19 protein-coding genes are annotated in these 17,749 nt (G+C 43.8%); 6 read left to right on the top strand and 13 right to left on the bottom strand.

The window, feature by feature from the left end:
• Positions 1–23 precede the first annotated feature (23 nt).
• Together IDJ76_RS15600 and IDJ76_RS15595 are read right to left on the bottom strand one after the other, a co-directional pair.
• A complete protein-coding gene (locus tag IDJ76_RS15600; RefSeq protein ID WP_191164274.1) occupies positions 24–494 on the bottom strand; it encodes a Fur family transcriptional regulator in 471 nt (156 codons plus the stop codon).
• Between the two features lie 130 nt (positions 495–624).
• Positions 625–2,847: a RelA/SpoT family protein gene (locus tag IDJ76_RS15595; RefSeq protein WP_191164273.1), complete on the bottom strand. Its 2,223-nt coding sequence runs from the start codon at positions 2,845–2,847 to the stop codon at positions 625–627.
• 111 nt (positions 2,848–2,958) lie between these two features.
• Between IDJ76_RS15595 and IDJ76_RS15590 the strand changes: the two genes are divergently transcribed.
• The 3 genes from IDJ76_RS15590 to bshB1 are packed head-to-tail and all read left to right on the top strand — an operon-like array spanning position 2,959 to position 4,813.
• On the top strand, positions 2,959–3,576 hold the full coding sequence (locus tag IDJ76_RS15590; RefSeq protein WP_191164272.1) for a DUF4294 domain-containing protein: 618 nt from the start codon (positions 2,959–2,961) through the stop codon (positions 3,574–3,576).
• A gap of 2 nt (positions 3,577–3,578) precedes the next feature.
• Complete coding sequence (locus IDJ76_RS15585; protein WP_394367928.1) at positions 3,579–4,079, top strand: glutathione peroxidase; 501 nt, start codon at positions 3,579–3,581, stop codon at positions 4,077–4,079.
• Between the two features lie 11 nt (positions 4,080–4,090).
• The gene (gene bshB1, locus IDJ76_RS15580; protein ID WP_191164270.1) at positions 4,091–4,813 is read left to right on the top strand and encodes a bacillithiol biosynthesis deacetylase BshB1; all 723 of its coding nucleotides are present in this window, start codon (positions 4,091–4,093) and stop codon (positions 4,811–4,813) included.
• Positions 4,814–5,085: 272 nt separating this feature from the next.
• Here the strand turns inward: bshB1 and IDJ76_RS15575 are convergent, their stop codons facing one another.
• From IDJ76_RS15575 to IDJ76_RS15565, 3 genes are all read right to left on the bottom strand, one after another.
• Positions 5,086–5,532 (bottom strand): hypothetical protein, encoded by a 447-nt coding sequence (locus tag IDJ76_RS15575; protein WP_191164269.1) that lies wholly within the window; start codon positions 5,530–5,532, stop codon positions 5,086–5,088.
• Between the two features lie 191 nt (positions 5,533–5,723).
• Positions 5,724–7,055, bottom strand: a complete 1,332-nt coding sequence (gene lat / locus IDJ76_RS15570) for an L-lysine 6-transaminase (protein WP_191164268.1) — start codon at positions 7,053–7,055, stop codon at positions 5,724–5,726.
• Between the two features lie 232 nt (positions 7,056–7,287).
• Positions 7,288–8,184: a 1-aminocyclopropane-1-carboxylate deaminase/D-cysteine desulfhydrase gene (locus tag IDJ76_RS15565; protein ID WP_191164267.1), complete on the bottom strand. Its 897-nt coding sequence runs from the start codon at positions 8,182–8,184 to the stop codon at positions 7,288–7,290.
• 78 nt (positions 8,185–8,262) lie between these two features.
• Between IDJ76_RS15565 and IDJ76_RS15560 the strand changes: the two genes are divergently transcribed.
• On the top strand, positions 8,263–9,327 hold the full coding sequence (locus IDJ76_RS15560; protein ID WP_191164266.1) for an RluA family pseudouridine synthase: 1,065 nt from the start codon (positions 8,263–8,265) through the stop codon (positions 9,325–9,327).
• 100 nt (positions 9,328–9,427) lie between these two features.
• Positions 9,428–10,264 carry an aminotransferase class IV gene (locus IDJ76_RS15555; protein ID WP_191164265.1) on the top strand — a complete coding sequence of 279 codons (837 nt, stop codon included), beginning with the start codon at positions 9,428–9,430 and terminating at the stop codon, positions 10,262–10,264.
• Here IDJ76_RS15555 and IDJ76_RS15550 read toward each other — a convergent pair whose 3' ends face one another.
• From IDJ76_RS15550 to IDJ76_RS15530, 5 genes are all read right to left on the bottom strand, one after another.
• Complete coding sequence (locus IDJ76_RS15550; RefSeq protein ID WP_191164264.1) at positions 10,265–10,561, bottom strand: type II toxin-antitoxin system RelE/ParE family toxin; 297 nt, start codon at positions 10,559–10,561, stop codon at positions 10,265–10,267.
• Positions 10,545–10,784, bottom strand: coding sequence for a hypothetical protein (locus IDJ76_RS15545; protein ID WP_191164263.1), 240 nt, complete (start codon positions 10,782–10,784; stop codon positions 10,545–10,547). The genes IDJ76_RS15550 and IDJ76_RS15545 overlap by 17 nt, the downstream gene beginning before the upstream one ends.
• A 43-nt stretch (positions 10,785–10,827) precedes the next feature.
• Complete coding sequence (locus tag IDJ76_RS15540) at positions 10,828–11,622, bottom strand: DUF3050 domain-containing protein (protein ID WP_191164262.1); 795 nt, start codon at positions 11,620–11,622, stop codon at positions 10,828–10,830.
• A 3-nt stretch (positions 11,623–11,625) separates the two neighbouring features.
• Entirely contained in the window at positions 11,626–12,543 is a 918-nt protein-coding gene (gene fmt, locus IDJ76_RS15535; protein ID WP_224746353.1) for a methionyl-tRNA formyltransferase, read from the bottom strand.
• Positions 12,544–12,608: 65 nt separating this feature from the next.
• The gene (locus tag IDJ76_RS15530; RefSeq protein ID WP_317173972.1) at positions 12,609–13,838 is read right to left on the bottom strand and encodes an exo-beta-N-acetylmuramidase NamZ family protein; all 1,230 of its coding nucleotides are present in this window, start codon (positions 13,836–13,838) and stop codon (positions 12,609–12,611) included.
• Positions 13,839–13,922: 84 nt separating this feature from the next.
• Here IDJ76_RS15530 and IDJ76_RS15525 point away from each other — a divergent pair, with 84 nt between their 5' ends.
• Positions 13,923–15,140, top strand: a complete 1,218-nt coding sequence (locus tag IDJ76_RS15525) for an ABC transporter permease (protein WP_191164261.1) — start codon at positions 13,923–13,925, stop codon at positions 15,138–15,140.
• 8 nt (positions 15,141–15,148) lie between these two features.
• On the opposite strand, the gene IDJ76_RS15520 is transcribed toward IDJ76_RS15525, so the two are convergent.
• From IDJ76_RS15520 to IDJ76_RS15510, 3 genes are all read right to left on the bottom strand, one after another.
• Positions 15,149–16,567 (bottom strand): hypothetical protein, encoded by a 1,419-nt coding sequence (locus IDJ76_RS15520; protein ID WP_191164260.1) that lies wholly within the window; start codon positions 16,565–16,567, stop codon positions 15,149–15,151.
• On the bottom strand, positions 16,560–17,114 hold the full coding sequence (locus IDJ76_RS15515) for an RNA polymerase sigma factor (RefSeq protein ID WP_191164259.1): 555 nt from the start codon (positions 17,112–17,114) through the stop codon (positions 16,560–16,562). Before IDJ76_RS15515 ends, IDJ76_RS15520 begins: the two co-directional genes overlap by 8 nt.
• A gap of 139 nt (positions 17,115–17,253) precedes the next feature.
• Positions 17,254–17,703 carry a hypothetical protein gene (locus IDJ76_RS15510; protein WP_191164258.1) on the bottom strand — a complete coding sequence of 150 codons (450 nt, stop codon included), beginning with the start codon at positions 17,701–17,703 and terminating at the stop codon, positions 17,254–17,256.
• Between the last annotated feature and the right edge of the window lie 46 nt (positions 17,704–17,749).

Here is a 17,749-nt window from a genome sequence, read left to right as displayed (position 1 = left end):
TAAATGATTTTTTGATTGAATTTTTACGATACTTTTCGGTCACAAAAACCATCGCGCAGTTTTGCGCAGTTACCGTAAAGGTTTAACGAGTGGTGTTTGATCTCGAATTTAAGGATATCGCCCATCATGCTCTGAATCTGCTGGATGCGTGGGTCGCAAAACTCTACTACCTTGCCGCAATCGATGCAAATGATGTGATCATGCTGTTTGTAGCCATATGATTTTTCGAATTGGGCCATGTTCTTTCCAAACTGGTGTTTGGTAACCAGGTCGCATGATACCAGCAATTCTAAAGTGTTATATACCGTAGCGCGGCTAACCCTGTATTTTTTATTTTTCATGTGGATGTATAGCGATTCCACGTCAAAGTGATCAGTCCGGGAATAGATCTCCTCGAGTATGGCAAAACGCTCAGGCGTTTTTCTGAGGCTTTTATTTTCGAGGTAGGCCTCAAAAATCTTTTTTACCAGCGCAATAGTTTCCTGTACAGCCATAAAATTAAATTACCCACAAAGGTATTAATAAATATATAATTGCGCTAATTAAGATACAAGAGTAAGACGCAAGAAAGTAAGTTGAGGACAGTTACCAATTATACTTTTACTCTTACTGCCTGGCGTCTTGCTAAGAAGCCTTCTCCACCACCGAGTCAAACCTTACTACTGATGTGATGCCTTTGATCAGCAGGATCTTTTTGATCAGGTTATCCAGGTGCACGGTATCGTTAACGTAAACCATTATCGATCCTTCAAAAATACCGTTATCACTATCTACCGTTATCGAACGGATATTCACCTTAAAGTCGTTTGAGATTACGGTAGTCAGCTTGTTGATCAAACCCACCTCGTCAATCCCGCGGATGCGCAGGCCGGTTAAAAATGCCAGTTCCAGTTGTTTGGTCCACTTGGCCTTTACAATCCGGTAGCCATAGTTAGCCATTAGTTTGGCGGCATTAGGGCAGTTGGTACGGTGGATCTTGATGCCATCGCTCACGGTAACAAAACCAAACACGTCATCGCCCGGGATTGGGTTACAACAGTTAGAAAGCTTGTAATCTATCTTTTGCAGGTCCTCGCCAAACAGCAGCACATCGCTATCCTTGGTTTTAAGGTTACGGACGATGCTTTGCAATTGCTCGCTTTCTATCTTGTCTTGCGGTTTGTTCTCGATCACTTTTTCAGATGCCTGATACTCCTTCAGGTCTTTCATATCAATAAGCCCTTTAGCTACATTGTAAAAAAGGTCCTGCGTGGATGGCAGCTTGAAAAAGTAACTCAGCTTATGTATGTTCTCGGAGTTATAAGTGATCTTTAAAGATTTCAGCTTACGTTCCAATATTTCTTTGCCATCATCGGCAATCTTACGTTTTTCTTCCTTTAAGGCCGATTTGATCTTCGCCTTTGCTTTGGCCGTTACCACAAAGTTCAGCCAGTCTTCCTTAGGGCTTTGCTTGCTGGAGGTGATGATCTCCACCTGGTCGCCATTTTGTAGCTTATAGCTCAATGGCACCAGCTTGTGGTTCACCTTGGCGCCAATACAACTTGCGCCCACATCGGTGTGGATCTCGAAGGCAAAATCAAGCGCGGTAGCATTTAGCGGCAGCTGGATCAACGCACCCTTCGGCGTAAAAATGAAGATCTCGTCGCTAAACAGGTTCATCTTAAAATCATCCAGGAAGTCTAAAGCGTTCGAGTCGGGGTTTTTCAACATATCCCTCACTTTTTGCACCCAGTTATCCAACCCGTTATCGGTTGATGATTCTTTGTATTTCCAATGCGCGGCAAAGCCCTTTTCAGCAATTTCATTCATGCGCTTGGTACGGATCTGTACCTCTACCCATTGCCCGCGCGGGCCCATCACGGTGGTATGAAGCGATTCGTAACCGTTCGCTTTTGGCGATGAGATCCAGTCACGCAGCCTGTCAGGGTTAGGGCGATATAGATCGGTCACGATCGAGTAGGCCTTCCAGCAATCTGCCTTTTCTGATTCCGGCGTACTATCCAATATGATCCTGATAGCAAAAAGATCATATACTTCCTCAAAAGGTATCGACTTCTTTTTCATCTTATTCCAGATGGAGTGGATAGATTTTGGGCGGCCAAACAGCTCGGCATTTAGGCCTTGTTCTAAGATTACTTTATTAACAGGATCTATAAAATCCCGGATAAATTTCTCACGTTCGGCCTTCTTTTCGTTCAGCTTTACCTTGATGAACGAGTAGGTTTCGCGCTCCATGTATTTCATGGAAAGATCTTCCAGTTCAGACTTTATGGCATACAGGCCCAGGCGGTGTGCCAAAGGGGCGTATAAGTACACCGTTTCTGACGATAGTTTAAGCTGCTTATCGCGCGGCATAAATTCCATGGTGCGCATATTGTGCAACCTGTCTGCCAGTTTAATGAGTATCACCCTTACATCATCGGCAAGAGTAAGCAGCATCTTACGGAAATTCTCTGCCTGTAACGAGCTGTTCGTGTCAAATACGCCCGATATTTTGGTTAAGCCGTCAATGATCTTGGCCACTTTTTTGCCAAATTCCAGCTCGATGTCTTCCAGCGTAACGTCGGTATCTTCAACCACATCATGTAACAATGCGCATACAATTGATGTGGTACCCAGGCCTATCTCTTCGGCGGCTATCTGGGCAACGGCAATGGGGTGGTATATATAGGGCTCGCCGCTTTTACGGCGCATATCTTTGTGGCTCTCTAAAGCCATATCAAATGCCTTGCGTATCATGCGTTTATCTCCCTTTTGCAGGGTAGATTTACTTGCACGCAACAGGGTACGGTACCGCTTCAGTATCTCTTTCTTTTCAGCTTCCAGGTCAATCACTAAATCTTTCATGTATCAGCGTTAGTTCTCTCGTATATATCACTAACCTGCAACAATATTTATTATTGCGGGTTATTATAAAATAACAAAATAAAATGCGTTAATTTTGTATCAAGTAAAAATATGAAATTTATTGCCTTAATAGTGCTGTTTTGTTGTACGCTGGGTACTGCCAAAGCCCAGGACGATAAACCGGCACCTCCAGTACATCTTGGCAAAAATGATACCATCAAAACGTATATGACAAAGCTTGATGGCGAGCTGGTGCCCTGGATAGTTTTGCCGGACGTGGTTATTAGCGACACACGCATTTTTGCGAGTGCGCAAGACCGTGCAAACTACTTTAGATTAAGGTACAACGTAGTAAAGGTTTTGCCCTATGTGCGCTTTGCCGGCTCCCGCTACCAGAAACTGCAGCGCGACCTTGCACTTACCGGAGATAAGAAAAAACAAAAGGAACTCATCAAGGCCTGCGAAACCGAAATTAAGGACCTGTTTAATAAGGATATTAAAAACCTGACCATCACCCAGGGCGAGATACTGATCAAACTGATTAACCGGGAAACAGGTAATACCAGCTTTGAAATGTTAAAGGAATTGAAGGGCGGGTTTAAGGCCTTTGTTTTTCAATCTGTAGCGCAGGTGTTCGGGCATAATTTGAAGGAAACCTACGATAAGGATGAGCAGCGCGATATTGAAACAATACTGCAGCAGGTGGGTTATGTTTCCATGCAAAACTAATGATGGATACCAACAACATCTACCAATTTAACGTTGATAAAATAAGCGGCGAACAAATAAACCTGGCTGACTACAAAGATAAAGTACTGCTGATTGTAAATACTGCCTCGCAATGCGGCTTTACCCCACAACTCACCGACCTTGTACAACTTAAAAAGGAATTTACCGGGCAAGATTTCGAGATACTGGCCTTTCCGTCAAACGATTTTGGCGGGCAGGAGCCTTTGGAAGGTGCCGCTATTGAGCAGTTTTGTTCTAATTACGGTAACAACTTCCCGGTGTTTGAAAAGATTAGGGTGCGCGGCCCATACGCCGACCCATTGTATAAGTTTTTAAGCGATAAAAAAGAGAACGGAGTACTAAGCTGCACCCCACGCTGGAATTTTCACAAGTTTTTGATTGACCGCAACGGCACCGTGGTTGATTATTTTTACCCGTTCACTAAGCCCACTTCATCAAAAGTGAAGAAAAAAATTCAGCGGCTTTTGGGTGCCGATAAATAATTATCCTGTTTATGAAATTAGATATTTTAGTTTTACCGGTACACCCGGACGATGCCGAACTGGGCTGCGCGGGGGTTATCTTAAAACATGTAGCTTTGGGCCATAAGGTGGGCATAGCCGACCTTACCCGTGGTGAATTAGGTACCCGCGGCACTGCCGAAATAAGGGCGCAGGAAGCCGCCAAAGCCGCTGCCATTTTGGGACTAACGGTTAGGGATAACCTGGAACTGCCCGACGGCTTTTTTACCAATACGCAAGAGCATCAGTTGAAGGTAATTGCAGCCATCCGCAAGTATCAGCCGGAAATTATTATTACCAACGCTTATCATGACCGCCACCCCGATCATGGCCGCGCGAATGAGTTGGTAGAGGCTTCCACTTTTTTATCGGGTCTGCGCCGGATAGAAACTTTTGAGAACGGTGTATTGCAGGAGCCCTGGCGGCCAACCCAATTGCTCCATTTTATACAGGACAGATACATCCACCCTGATATTTTGGTTGATGTGACCGATTACTGGGATAAGAAAATAGAAAGTATTTACGCCTATGGATCCCAGTTTCATAACCCCGACTGGAATGAGGATGAACCGCAAACCTATATCTCATCGCCGGAGTTTATCCAGGTGGTTGAAGGCCGCGCCCGCGAATTCGGTAAAAGCCTTAACGTGAAATACGCGGAAGGGTTTACTTCAAGGAAGATATTGGGCGTAGATGATCTGTTTGATCTAAAATAAATTTTCCTGTCATTTCGAACCGAAGTACGAGGGAGAAATCTATTAGCATTTGGAAAACTATGCTGAACGCAGAAGATTCCTCGTCGCTTCGCTTCCCTCGGAATGACCAATTTATAGGTTTTTAATAACCTGCCTGTCATTTCGAACGATAGAGAGAAATCTTCTGCGACAGATGAGTTTACAACCTGGCAGGTTTAGGAGATTCCTCTTCGCTGCGCTTCCCTTGGAATAACTAAAAACAACAAAGGCCCCAAATTTCGGGGCCTTTGTTGTTAAACTGCTACGTATTCGAAGCGGTTGTTTTCGTTGCTTCGTTCGCGCTTCAACTTATTCTCTTTGGCAAGTTTTAGCAATATGCCCGATAGTTCGGAAGTCTTAAAGTCGGAGTCGAAGTTGTTTTTGCAATAATCCGCAATGGCAGATATAGAATGTGGCAGTGCGAAAAAGTCGCTGGCCATCAGCTGGTTAAGCACCTTGGTAGCGCCGGGTTTTTTACGCCCCGGTTCTGACGGGCGGCTTTCATCTTCACCTGCAAAACGTAAACGGCGGCTTCTTTTATTGAAAATTTCAGATCCTTCCGTTTCCACCCGCTCCCCATCCATAATCTCGTCTAATAAACGGTCCACAACTCGCACCTGCACCGCCTCAGACTGGAAAGAATTAACAACTTCAGCAATTTCTGTAAGCTGTTTTTTTAATTTTTCAATTTGTCTGTTCATTATAAATAAATACTCTTTTGGTATATGTAGAAAATTAATGTGTTACAACTATGTTTATTTAAAACAGCGTTTATTATATAACAAATAATATAATATATAACCGCCACTATGCAATTATAGTATACCTTATACCAAAAAAGCATCTGTTAGGTTTTAACACAGGTGCTTGTAGCAATATTATTACAATGATATTATAACTGAGGGAGTATTTTTTGCAGCATTTGCAGCCCTTCGTCAATATGCTGCTGCTCAATAATAAGTGCGGGCCTGAAACGGATGGTACGGTCGCCACAACCCAGGTACATGATGTTGTTTTCCAACCCTTTACTAATGAAGGTATCGCGGGTTTGCTTGTCCGGAAAATCAAACGCGGTGAGCAGGCCCTGGCCACGCACGTTAGCGATCATGCCATTTTCGGCGGCAATTGCTTTCAGTCCATCCTGCAAGTAACTACCTGTAGCGGCTGCTTTATCGCAAAGGTTATCCTCTTCAATTATCTCCAGTATTTTTGATGAACGTACCATATCTACCAAACTGCCGCCCCAGGTAGAATTGATACGCGATGATACTTTAAAAACGTTATTCTCCACCTCATCAACCTTTTTGCCGGCCAGGATACCGCACACCTGCATTTTTTTACCAAAGGCTAAAATGTCCGGTCGTGCTTTTTCACCAAAGTGCTGGTGCAGCCAAAATTTGCCGCTTAAGCCAACGCCGGTTTGTACCTCATCGTAAATCAGCATTACCTCATTTTCATCTGCTAACACACGTAATTGTTCTAAAAACTTCTGCCTTACGTGTTTGTCGCCACCCTCAGATAATACGGGTTCAATAATAATGGCGCAAATATCGTCCGGGTTATCGGCAAATGCTGTTTTGATCTCAGCAATAGATTTAGCCTCGCGGGCTATAAGGTCGCCCAGGTTAGTTTCAGTTAATGGGAAACGGATCTCGGGAGTAGAAACCCTTGGCCAGTCGAACTTTGCAAACCACTTTGTTTTAGCTGGTTGTGTATTGGTAAGGCTTAATGTATAGCCCGAGCGGCCATGAAAGGCATGCTCAAAATGAATCACCTTGAAACCTTTTTCGGTAGTATGCCCTTTAGCAAAGTTCTTTTGCACTTTCCAGTCCATAGCCGTTTTTAAAGCATTTTCTATAGCCAGCGTCCCGCCCGAGATAAAGAAAGCGTGGGGCAAATAATCGGGGATGCCTACGCGGGAAAATGTTTCTAAAAACTGGGCGTATTGCTCGGTATAAATATCAGAGTTAGATGGGTTGGTTAACGCGGCTAAAAGCAGGTTCTTTTTAAAAGCCTCATCATTTAGCATTTTAGGGTGATTGTAGCCTAAAGGGACAGATGCAAAGCAGGTAAAGAAATCTAAAAGCGTACGTCGGTTCTTCGCGTCGTAAATGTGCACGCCCTGGCTTTTTTCCATATCGAAAGTAAGGTCGAAACCATCGGCAAGGATGTGTTTACTCAGCGTGGCCTGGACGTTTTGTGGTGTTACCTGCAATTTGTACATAGGTGTATTGGTTTATACAAATCTAACAAAATGACCTCAAAAACAATAATTTAAAGGTTTTTGAACCGATTGGCAAAAAAGTAACTTTAAATTAACTAAACATGGTTTTTGAACTGACATGCGTTTTGGTATGAATTAAAAGCGGGAGTTTTGTTTGGCGCATCGGCGCTAAGAAGCGGTTTAAACACGATATCTGTTATTTGTAGAAATCCTAAAAATCGCAAACATCCGCTTAATCACGGTTAAATTTTTCCTTCATCCCCAATAACCCCCAAATGCCACCGGTATGGATGGCCAGGATCTTACTGCCGGGTTTAAAATGATCTTTTGCGGCAAGGTCGTATAAGGCATATAACATTTTGCCGGTATAAACCGGTTCGATGAGAATGCCGGTTCGGGAAATAAAGGCTTGGATAAATTGGATCAGTATGGGTGTGGTTTTGCCATAACCGCCAAAGTGATAGCCGGTATGCAGGTCATAATTTGCGGGGGCGGTGAGGTATCGGTCTATTTCCTCTTTAATAAACCCGCCATTCTTAAACACAGGTAGGGCATTAAATTGGGCGTTTAAACCTGCATCCATTAAGCCGTTAATAATCCCGGCTGCTGTGGTCCCTGTGCCGCAGGCGCAAAAGATGTGATCATAATTTTGTTCAAGTTCTGCAACTAATTCGCTGCAGCCTTTAGCCGCTAAGGCAGATGCACCTCCTTCATCTATAAAAAAGGCATCAGCATCACCGGCAAAATATCTATCAAATAAAGCCGGTTTGTCGCGATAGCTTTCGCGGTCGGTGAAGATCAGGTGCATGCCGTGCAAGCGGCATAAAAAAAGTGTGTCGTTCTGCATTTCTTCGCCGCGTACTATGCCGGTTGCCTTAAAGCCAAACCTTGCGGCGGCGGCAGCGGTGGCTAACAAGTGGTTAGAATATGCACCGCCAAAAGTTACCAGATGCGTTTTGCCTTCGGCTTGGGCCTGCAGTAAAACATATTTAAGCTTACGCCATTTGTTACCCGATATGATGGGGTGGATCATATCATCACGCTTGATAAAAACCTGCACCCCCTTATCTATAAATAACTGATCGTGGATTTGGTGAACCGGGCTGTAGATGTCGAGATGGATGTCCATACACGAAATTAAAATAATAACCTCTTGGTTGAGGCCTGTTTTCGGTATTAATAGATTAACCTTACTTTTGCGCCTGAAATGACAGAAGAAAACGACTTATTTGAGCAGGACGAGCAAGACCTGTATGAGCATTTACGGGTGGTGGTAGATAAGGGCCAGTCGTTATTGCGGATAGATAAGTTTTTGATGCACCGGGTAGAGAATGCCTCGCGTAACCGCATCCAAAATGCGATAGAACTGAACAACGTGCTGGTTAATGATAAGCCCATTAAGGCAAGTTACCGCGTTAAGCCGCATGATGTTATCTCTGTTGTTTTACCGCACCCCCCGCGCGATACCGAAGTATATCCCGAAAATATACCGATAGCCATTGCTTATGAAGATGATGATGTACTTATCGTAAACAAAGCCGCTGGTATGGTGGTGCATCCGGGTTTTAACAATTATCATGGTACGCTGGTGAACGCACTGGTATACCACTTCCAGCAATTGCCCACCTTGCCGGGCAATGACGGCAGGCCGGGGCTGGTACACAGGATCGATAAAGATACATCGGGCTTGTTGCTGATCAGCAAGAACGAGCGCAGCATGAGTTACCTTGCCCGCCAGTTTTTTGATCATACCATTAGCAGAAAGTATTTAGCATTGGTTTGGGGCGACCTGGAGCAGGATGGTACCGTGACGGGCTACATTGGCCGCAGCCCTAACGACAGGAGGGTAATGTCGATATACGATGACCCGGAGAAGGGTAAATGGGCGGTAACGCATTACCGGGTGTTGGAACGGATGGGTTATGTGACGCTGATAGAATGCAAACTGGAAACCGGCCGCACGCACCAGATCCGCGCACATATGCGGCATATTGGCCACCCGTTATTTAGCGATGCCATGTATGGCGGCGATAAAATATTAAAAGGTACTGTATTTAGTAAATACCGCCAGTTTGTTGATAATTGTTTTGAAATAATGCCGAGGCAGGCCCTGCACGCGCAGTCGCTTGGGTTTATGCACCCCTCATTAAAAAAGGTTTTACATTTTGAAGCACCACTACCGGCTGACTTTAAGGGTGTTTTAGAGAAATGGCAAAAATATACCAGCGCAAATGCACCCGGTCAGTTGCAAAATGACGAAGAAAAGATTTAAATTTTATCCGGCGACGGCAATCTTAATTAACAGATGTGCGTTAATAGCCTGTTAATATCGGAAGCAAATACGCAAATTTGCATAGTACTCAAATCTTTTAATGACGCCCAATTACATCAATTTTAACGGAGAGATAGTCCCAGCGGATACGCAGTTGCTTACCATTGCCAACAGGGCATTCCGGTATGGCGATGGCTTATTTGAAAGCATGCGCTTGATGAAGGGGAAACTTAAATTCCCCGAATTGCATGCCGACAGGCTACAGAAGGGGATGAAAGCCCTCAAGATAGACGGTTACTCGCAAGCCGATAGCTGGTTTTTGAAAGAAAAGGTAGAGGAATTGGCCCGCCGTAATAAAATTAAGCACGGCCGCCTGCGCTTAACCGTTTACCGCGACTCTGAGGGCTTATATACGCCTTCTCAAAATAAAATGGCCTACTGCCTGGAAGTTACCGAAGTGGATGAACCCCGCTATTTTATGAATGAGCGTGGCCTGATCATGGATGTGTACACAGAATTAACCAAGCCGGTTAGCTGGCTCTCTAATATCAAAAGCTGCAATTCGTTAATCTACACAATGGCGGGCATCTTTAAACAGCAAAATAAGCTGGACGAGGTTTTTTTGCTTAATCAAAACGGCTTTTTGTGTGAGGCGGGCAGTTCCAATTTGTTCGTTTTTTATCAAAACCATTTATATACCCCGGCGCTTAGCGAAGGTTGTGTGGAAGGGGTGATGCGGCAGGTAGTGATCAAATTAGCCCAGGAAAGCGGCATTTCCTTTACCGAAGCGCAGATCAACCCCGAAATATTAAACCAAGCTGATGAAGTATTTTTAACCAATGCCACCAAAGGCATCCAGTGGGTGATGGGTTACGGCGTAAAGCGTTATTTTAATCGAGTAAGTAAGGGGTTGATGGATGAGTTGAATAAGGCGTAGTTAAGATTGGTCGGGATGCTGCCTTGTATCAAATAATCTTAATACTATTAACCGATTGTCGTCAAACCGATAAAATACTTTGAGTCGACGATGTACTACAAATGCTCTCATTGAAGTATTATGCTCTTCCAAACTACCCATTTCGGGAAATACACCTATTAAATCTAAAAATTTAATTACCAAATTTTTGAAATTGATAGCATGCAAGCTACCAAAATCTTTCTTAATGTAGTTGAGAATATCATCGAAGTCTTTTTGAGCCCTTTTTGATAATACGACTTTAAGACCAGTTGGCATATTTGATTTTTAGTTCATCAAGTGTGATAAGCGTGTCGTCATTTTTGCTTTCCTCATAAGCGTCTATAACACTTTGCTGTTGGGCTGGTGTCAATGAATTCCACATAGCGCCGTCAGAATTAAACGACTGACTCATCGCATTATAAAATTGTTCAATTATTTCAGGGTCGTCTATCTGATCGATTAGATTGTGAAATTCTGATTTTAATTCTGCAAGGCTCATATTCTAAAATTAATGGATTGCATCCAGATTCGCAAATTCAAACTTACCCCTCTACACTCTCTGTCGCTTTAATTTTTGCTAAGATTCCATCCCATAAGGCTATCCTGGCGGTTAAGGCTTCTTTAACGGCTTGGGTCGCTTCGGCCCATTTGGCAGCGTCATCACCACAAAGTTCGGCGGTCATTTCATAAGCCAGGTTAGAGTGATGGTCGCCGTCTACCTCAATATGGCGCTCCATGTAATACAAGAAAACATCTACTGAGCCCGGTAATTGTTCGTTGGTCTTCTTAACCATCTCTATGAACATCCCGGGGATCAGATCCTCCCGGCCAAAGGTAAATACGGCAGCCTGCAAAAAACTTTTGCCGGTAGCAATTCCTTTAAAGGTGTGTTTAACAAATTCGCGCGCTGCGGTCGGGATCTCGGCATTCTCTAACGCTACGTTAAACTCCTTTACGGTGCTCAGTTGTTGAAATAACGATATGATACCCGATGCATCACAGTTTGCCTGGTCCATCGCTTTCAGGTACAGCTCAAAATGGCTGGTGCGTATACCGTTTTCGTCCACATCACTTTCTTCGCCGGTTACAATTTCATTGATCAGGTAGCGCGTATTGGCGGTGCCAACAGGCATCCAGGGTAGGGTGATACAGGTTAAGTTACGTTGTAACGCCTTTAATAACGACATGAAATCCCAAACGGCAAATACATGGTGCTGCATAAATATATGCAGGTCATCAAGGGTGTTAATATTATGGTATAAGGGGTGGGCAATTAACTGCCCGCGCAATGGTGCTATTTCGTTTTGCAGCTGCGCTAATCTTTCTGCACTATTCATTGTTTATAATTTATTTCCTCTTAAAAACTCTTCAATACTCATTCGTTTTTTGCCTTCTAACTGTACATCGGTAGGGCAAACGTAGCCGTCTTTTGTAGCAAATTTCAGGCTGGTTTTGTTGTTTGTTAAAAAACCGCCGGGTAAAATGCCGGGTTCTGTTTCCTGATATTCGGCGTTGTAGATCTTCAATACTTTACCGTTCAGTACAGTATATGCGGTTGGTGATGGGCTCAACCCGCGGATCATATTAAAAACAGCCCTTGCTGGCTGGTTAAAACTGATCAGGCAATCCGTCTTAAAGATCTTTGGCGCATGCTTTAATTCCATGCCCTCGGCCAGTTGCTCCTGCGGGTGCTCGTTGTATTTGTTGCCCTCAATCCCCTTTACGGTTTTTACCAGTAAGCCTGCGCCCTTATCCATCAGTCGGTCATGCAATTCCCCGGCAGTTTCGGTACCGGTAAGGGTTACCTTTTCGGTAAACAGAATATCGCCGGTATCAATATCGTGTTTCAGAAAAAAGGTAGTAACGCCGCTTTCCTTCTCGTCATTAATAATAACCCAGTTGATAGGGGCAGCGCCACGGTACTGCGGCAGCAAAGATGCATGTAAGTTAATAGTACCCTTTGCAGGCATATTCCAAACAGCCTCAGGTAACATGCGGAAGGCCACTACTACCTGCAAATCGGCTTTTAAAGCTTTAAGCTCTTCTAAAAATTCAGGGTTCTTCAGTTTTTCGGGCTGCAGTACCTTTAGCCCGTTGGCAACAGCGTATTGCTTTACAGCAGATTCGTTCACCTTTTGGCCACGGCCTGCAGGTTTATCCGGCGCGGTTACTACGGCTACCACATCGCAACCTGCTGTAATTAAGGCATCCAGCGATGCTACGGCAAACTGGGGGGTACCCATGAATATAATTCTCATAAGCTAAATACGATGTTTTAAATGAAACGGTTGCCAGGCTGCCCCTGTATAAACCCATTGTAATATTACTTATACAATAGATATTTACTGCGGATAGCTTTAAACTTAACCAATCCCGGTTCCCAGCTTGCGCGGATCTCGGCCTCGGTTTTACCGTCAATTATTTGCTGCTGCAAAATTTTGTTGCCGGCCAGTTTGGTAAAGTAAGGGATAAAAAAATGCTCCTTATCCGGGTAGGCCTTATACAACCCTAACAGCCAGGCTAAGTTAAGCCTTCCGGTTTTCTTAATTATTTCAGTATTGTAATCTTTTAAATTAAGCCCGTAGCAAACCTGGTCCTTTAATGGCGGGTCATCGCTCATGCCCGGGATGCTTACCGGTTTAAAGGAATAATCGTATTTGCCCTTCAATAAAGGCCCGCCTATCACCTGGAACGGAAACATAGTACCCCGGCCTAAACTCAGCTTGGTGCCTTCAAAAAAACAAATGTGCGGGTATAGCAATATCGACTGATCGGTATTTAAATTGGGCGACGGGTTAACCGGTAAATTGTAAACCATATCGCGGCTATAATTAGCCATTTTGATGATCTTGAGTTTGCATTTTACTTTGTTTTTTAACCAGCCCTCTCCGTTGATCATCTGGGCGTATTCGGCAATGGTCATGCCATGCAATATGGGTATGGTGTGCATGCCAACAAATGAGCGATAGGCGGTATCCAGTATCGGCCCGTCTATATAAACACCATTGGGGTTGGGTCTGTCCAGTATCATCAGTTCGATATTGTTTTCAGCGCAGGCCTCCATCAGGTAGTGTAAGCTGGATATATAAGTATAAAAACGGGTGCCAACATCCTGTATATCAAATATCATCAGGTTAATGCCTTTTAAATCGCCGGGTGTAGGTTTGTAATGTTTGCCGTATAAAGATATTACGGGTAATCCGGTAACAGGGTCGCGTTCGTCATCAATTTTGGCACCGTCCGAAGCATTTCCTCTAAAGCCGTGTTCTGGCCCGAAGATCTTTTTGATGCCGACACCCAATTTAACCAGGCTATCTACCAAGGGTGTTTTCTTGCTGCCGATGATGGATGTTTGGTTCACCATCATTCCAATACTTTTACCCTTCAGGTAATCGATGTAAACCGGCAGTTGCTCGGCAGCAGTTAGAATAGGTTTTGCAGCGATATTGTGCGGTCGGGGTACTACTTTAACAGCAGGCTGGGCAAAGTTGTCGCAGCTGATAAACAACGCGCCGAGCAATAAAAACGGGAGAAATAACTTTACACGCATCATAAATTATACAGTTAAAGCAAATTTAAAGGCGGTATGTTTAACACTAAAACCGCATATTTGCGAAGGTACAAAAATCATTCTGCATTGAGTTTCGCCAGGTTCATATCCAATCGTATAACGTTCAAGTCTAAGCGCACCTTCTCTAAACTGATCGTGCGGATCGCTATCATCGGCATTATGCTGGGGTTGGGGGTGATGATATTATCCATCGCCGTAATTAAGGGTTTTAAGGGCGAAATAAAGGATAAAGTGCGTGGATTTGCAGGCGATATACAGGTGGTGAAGCTGGATAATAATAACTCGTACGAAAACTCGTCCTTTACGGATAGTGCCGCGGTGGTAAAGAAGATAAAGGGTATCCGCGATGTGACTGATATTACCCCTTACGCCACTAAGGCAGGCATATTGAAGGCTAACGACCAAATTGAAGGCGTGGTGCTTAAAGGAGTTGATCGAACCTACAATTGGAATTATATCAAAAAATCGCTGGTATCGGGCACGGTGATCGACTTTAAAGACGATACTGAACAGATCCTGATATCGCAATACACAGCCAACCGGTTAAAGTTAAAAACAGGCGATGGCTTGCTGATGTATTTTATACAACAGGGCCAGTTGCCCCGCAAACGCAAATTTAAAATTAAGGGCATCTTTAGCTTAGGGGTAGATGAGGTAGACAAAACCTTTGTAATTGGTAAACTATCGCTTATTAAACGCCTTAACGACTGGACAAAGGGCGAAATTGGCGGTTACGAGATCCGTGTGAAGAATTTTGATAGGGTAAGTACCGATGGCAACGATATTGATGACGCGCTGCCGCTCACCCTAAAGTCGAATACGATTATTGAGAATTATCCAACTATTTTCGACTGGCTTAAATTGCTTGATGTCAACATAGTGGTGATGCTGGTGCTGATGACAGTCGTTGCTGTGATCAATATGATATCGGCGCTATTGATCATGATACTGGAGCGTACCGCCATGATAGGTATGCTGAAGGCTTTGGGAGCAGGCAATTGGGTTATCCAGAAGATCTTTTTATATAATGCAGCCTACCTGATTGGGGTAGGGTTGGTGTTGGGAAATGTTTTAGGGTTGGGCATCGGTTACTTTCAGCAGGTTACACATATTTTTAAACTCGACCAGGCATCGTACTACATGAGTTTTGTCCCCATTAAGTTTGATGCTATGGATGTCGTTTTACTTAACATCGGCACCCTGCTGGTTTGCCTGCTGGTGCTTATCATCCCGTCGACCCTGGTTACCCGCATTTCTCCGGTAAGGGCAATCAGGTTTAAATAAGCCTAATCTTATTTTTTTGATGAGGTAAAGTTGATTTTCAGGTTTAATCCGCCTGCGCCAAACTTCAGATCCTGTGCGCCCAGCCCCGCAAGCGGATATTTAAGAAAAGGCTCTATTATCAAACGGGTACTTTTACCCAATGGATAACCAACGCCGAAAGAAACGTTTAGCATTTTGCCAAAGTAGAAGTTGTTAAAACTATTGGTAGCGGTTTCATCTGCCGTTTGGGTGGTTACGGAACTGAAACCATTGGCGTTTACGCTGTTTGCCTGGTAACTGTAGCTGGATGTGTAGCGCTCGTCAATAAAAGTACCCGAACTTAAACCAGCAGAAATATAGGTATCGCTTTTTTGCGGGTTAAATTCATATTTGATATTTACGGGTACATCTAACCCAATCAATCGGGCATTGTAGCCTTTAAACGCGGGAGGCGCAAGGCTGTTATTACTCACAAAGCCGGCATCTTTACTTAATACGGCAGCAGCAGGCGCGGCACTATAGGCCTGGCCGCGGGCAACATTATCAGGCGGCATATTATTGTAACGTAATGTATTTTGCGCTAACGATACCCCTGTAGATAATTTAAAGTGATTGCCCAGTTTAATATCCGACGTAAAACCAGCACCGCCATTTACCTGGTTGGCACTGCCGGTTGCGTAATTGACATAAGTAGCCGCATATACGCTAAAGTTCACTCTTTTACTATCAACCCTTTTTGGTGTTTCTTTTTTAGCAACGATGTTTTTGTTTTCTTCCTGTAACAGTTGCGAGATAGTTTTTGCAGTTGGCACTTGTTGTGTGGCGGTAATTCCGTTGTTTACAGAAGGTGTTTCGTTAGCTGCTATTTGCAGTTTAGATGCGGTTTTTGAACCATCTGTAATATTCGGTGCAGGCGTAAGCGGCAAATCATGCTTAGGCACATTGGCCATTGCAGGTTGCTGAACAACAATCATCGTATTGTTCTGTAGTACTGCCGATTGGGCATCTGAACCATAATTGCCCGCCAAATTGCGGGTTTTAGTATTGCCGGTAAACGGCTTTTTAGTTACCTCTGTGTTTCTCTCAGCAGTATTGTCATCAGTTGATGTACCGGCAGTAGCAGCGTCATTTACAGTACTGTGTTCAGCAGTGGCATTTGCAAGGTTGCCTGTGGTGGCAGTATCCTTTAAAGTATGATTGGCTTTTGTTTGGTTAGAAAAATTTTCAGTGGTTTTTTGCGGGTTTAAGAACCACAAACCTATACCCAAAAACACAAGCAATACGGCCGCGGCACTGCCCCACCATAGCCAGGCCATCTTATCCTTCTTTTCTTCGGCCGGGAATTTTTTGCGCAGCTCCGCCCATCCGTCATTGGCAGGTGGGTATGAATAGTCTTCAAACACCTCGCTGATGCGTTTAATCAGATCGTTATCAAATTGATCATGCATGGCTTTGCGTCTCTGTTGTTATCAATTGTCTTAATTTTTCCTTTGCCCGGCTCAAATAAACCCGCGACGAACTTGCCGGCAGGTTTAATATCTTTCCTATTTCATCGTGGTTATATCCATCAATCTCGTACATGTTAAATATCGTAAGCTGTATCTGCGGTAACTGCTTCATCAGCTTCAGAATATCCTGTGCATTTAAATTTTCTATCGCGTTGGCATTGGTGCCTACGGCAACTGCCGTGTCAAGGTCTATGTTGGCCGTAAACTTTAATTCTTTCCGCCGCCTGTCAATAGCGGTGTTAACCACAATGGTGCGCATCCATGCCTTAAAGGGCTTGTCGGTATTATAACTTTTTATATTATTAAACACTTTTATAAAAGCGTCATTTACAACCTCTAAGGCGTCGTCGTTATTTAAACTATAGCGTACGCTAATACCCATAGCATAGCCATAAAACTGCTTATACAGCAGTTCCTGATGTTTAAGGCTACCGGATATGCACTTACTTACAATTTCGTCTTCAGTAAGGCGGTGAGATAATTGCATTAAAGTTGTTGATACAGCTTAGTTAATTAGCATTACGACACAATAAGTATGAACGCTACACACAGTACAAAATAAATATAAAAAAAGCCCCTGCAGCAAACAACCACAGGGACTTATATCACGCGACCAGGAGCTGGTGTTAATTTATCCGTTTAAAATCGTAACGGTAATTAAGTGTATCGCCCTGGTTAAATAAAAGTACCAATGTAGTGCCATCGTAGTTGTAAAAATAACTTCCGTACAAATGTATTTTATCATTTGGCGGGTTGCCGGTTTTAGGGTAGGTGGTATCGTCAAAGGCGATATAGGTTGCATTAATACCAAAGGGCCCTTTGCTGCCTGCGTGCACCGTAGCGGTGTCGCCCAGTACTTTGTAACCTGCCCCTGTTTCTAAAACCAGCTGGATGTTAGCCTTTTTTAAAGTGTCAACAACTGTTGCACCAACCTTACGGCGCAATAGTTTAAATGTGCCGCCAAAAGTACCCGTGGGTACGGGTACCGGTGTCGATGTGTTATTGTTGAAGCAGCCGGTAGCAAAAACTACTATGGCTAATAGAACCGGTAATAAAAAGATAGATGTTCTTTTCATAATACAATATTTGTGGTAGATGTTGTTATGTTTACGTTAACTTAAA

This window comes from Mucilaginibacter glaciei (assembly GCF_014773245.1).
GTDB classification, from domain to species: Bacteria; Bacteroidota; Bacteroidia; order Sphingobacteriales; family Sphingobacteriaceae; genus Mucilaginibacter; species Mucilaginibacter glaciei.
The sequence above is the reverse complement of the archived record's forward strand: the minus strand, read 5'-3'. Positions and strand labels throughout refer to the sequence as shown.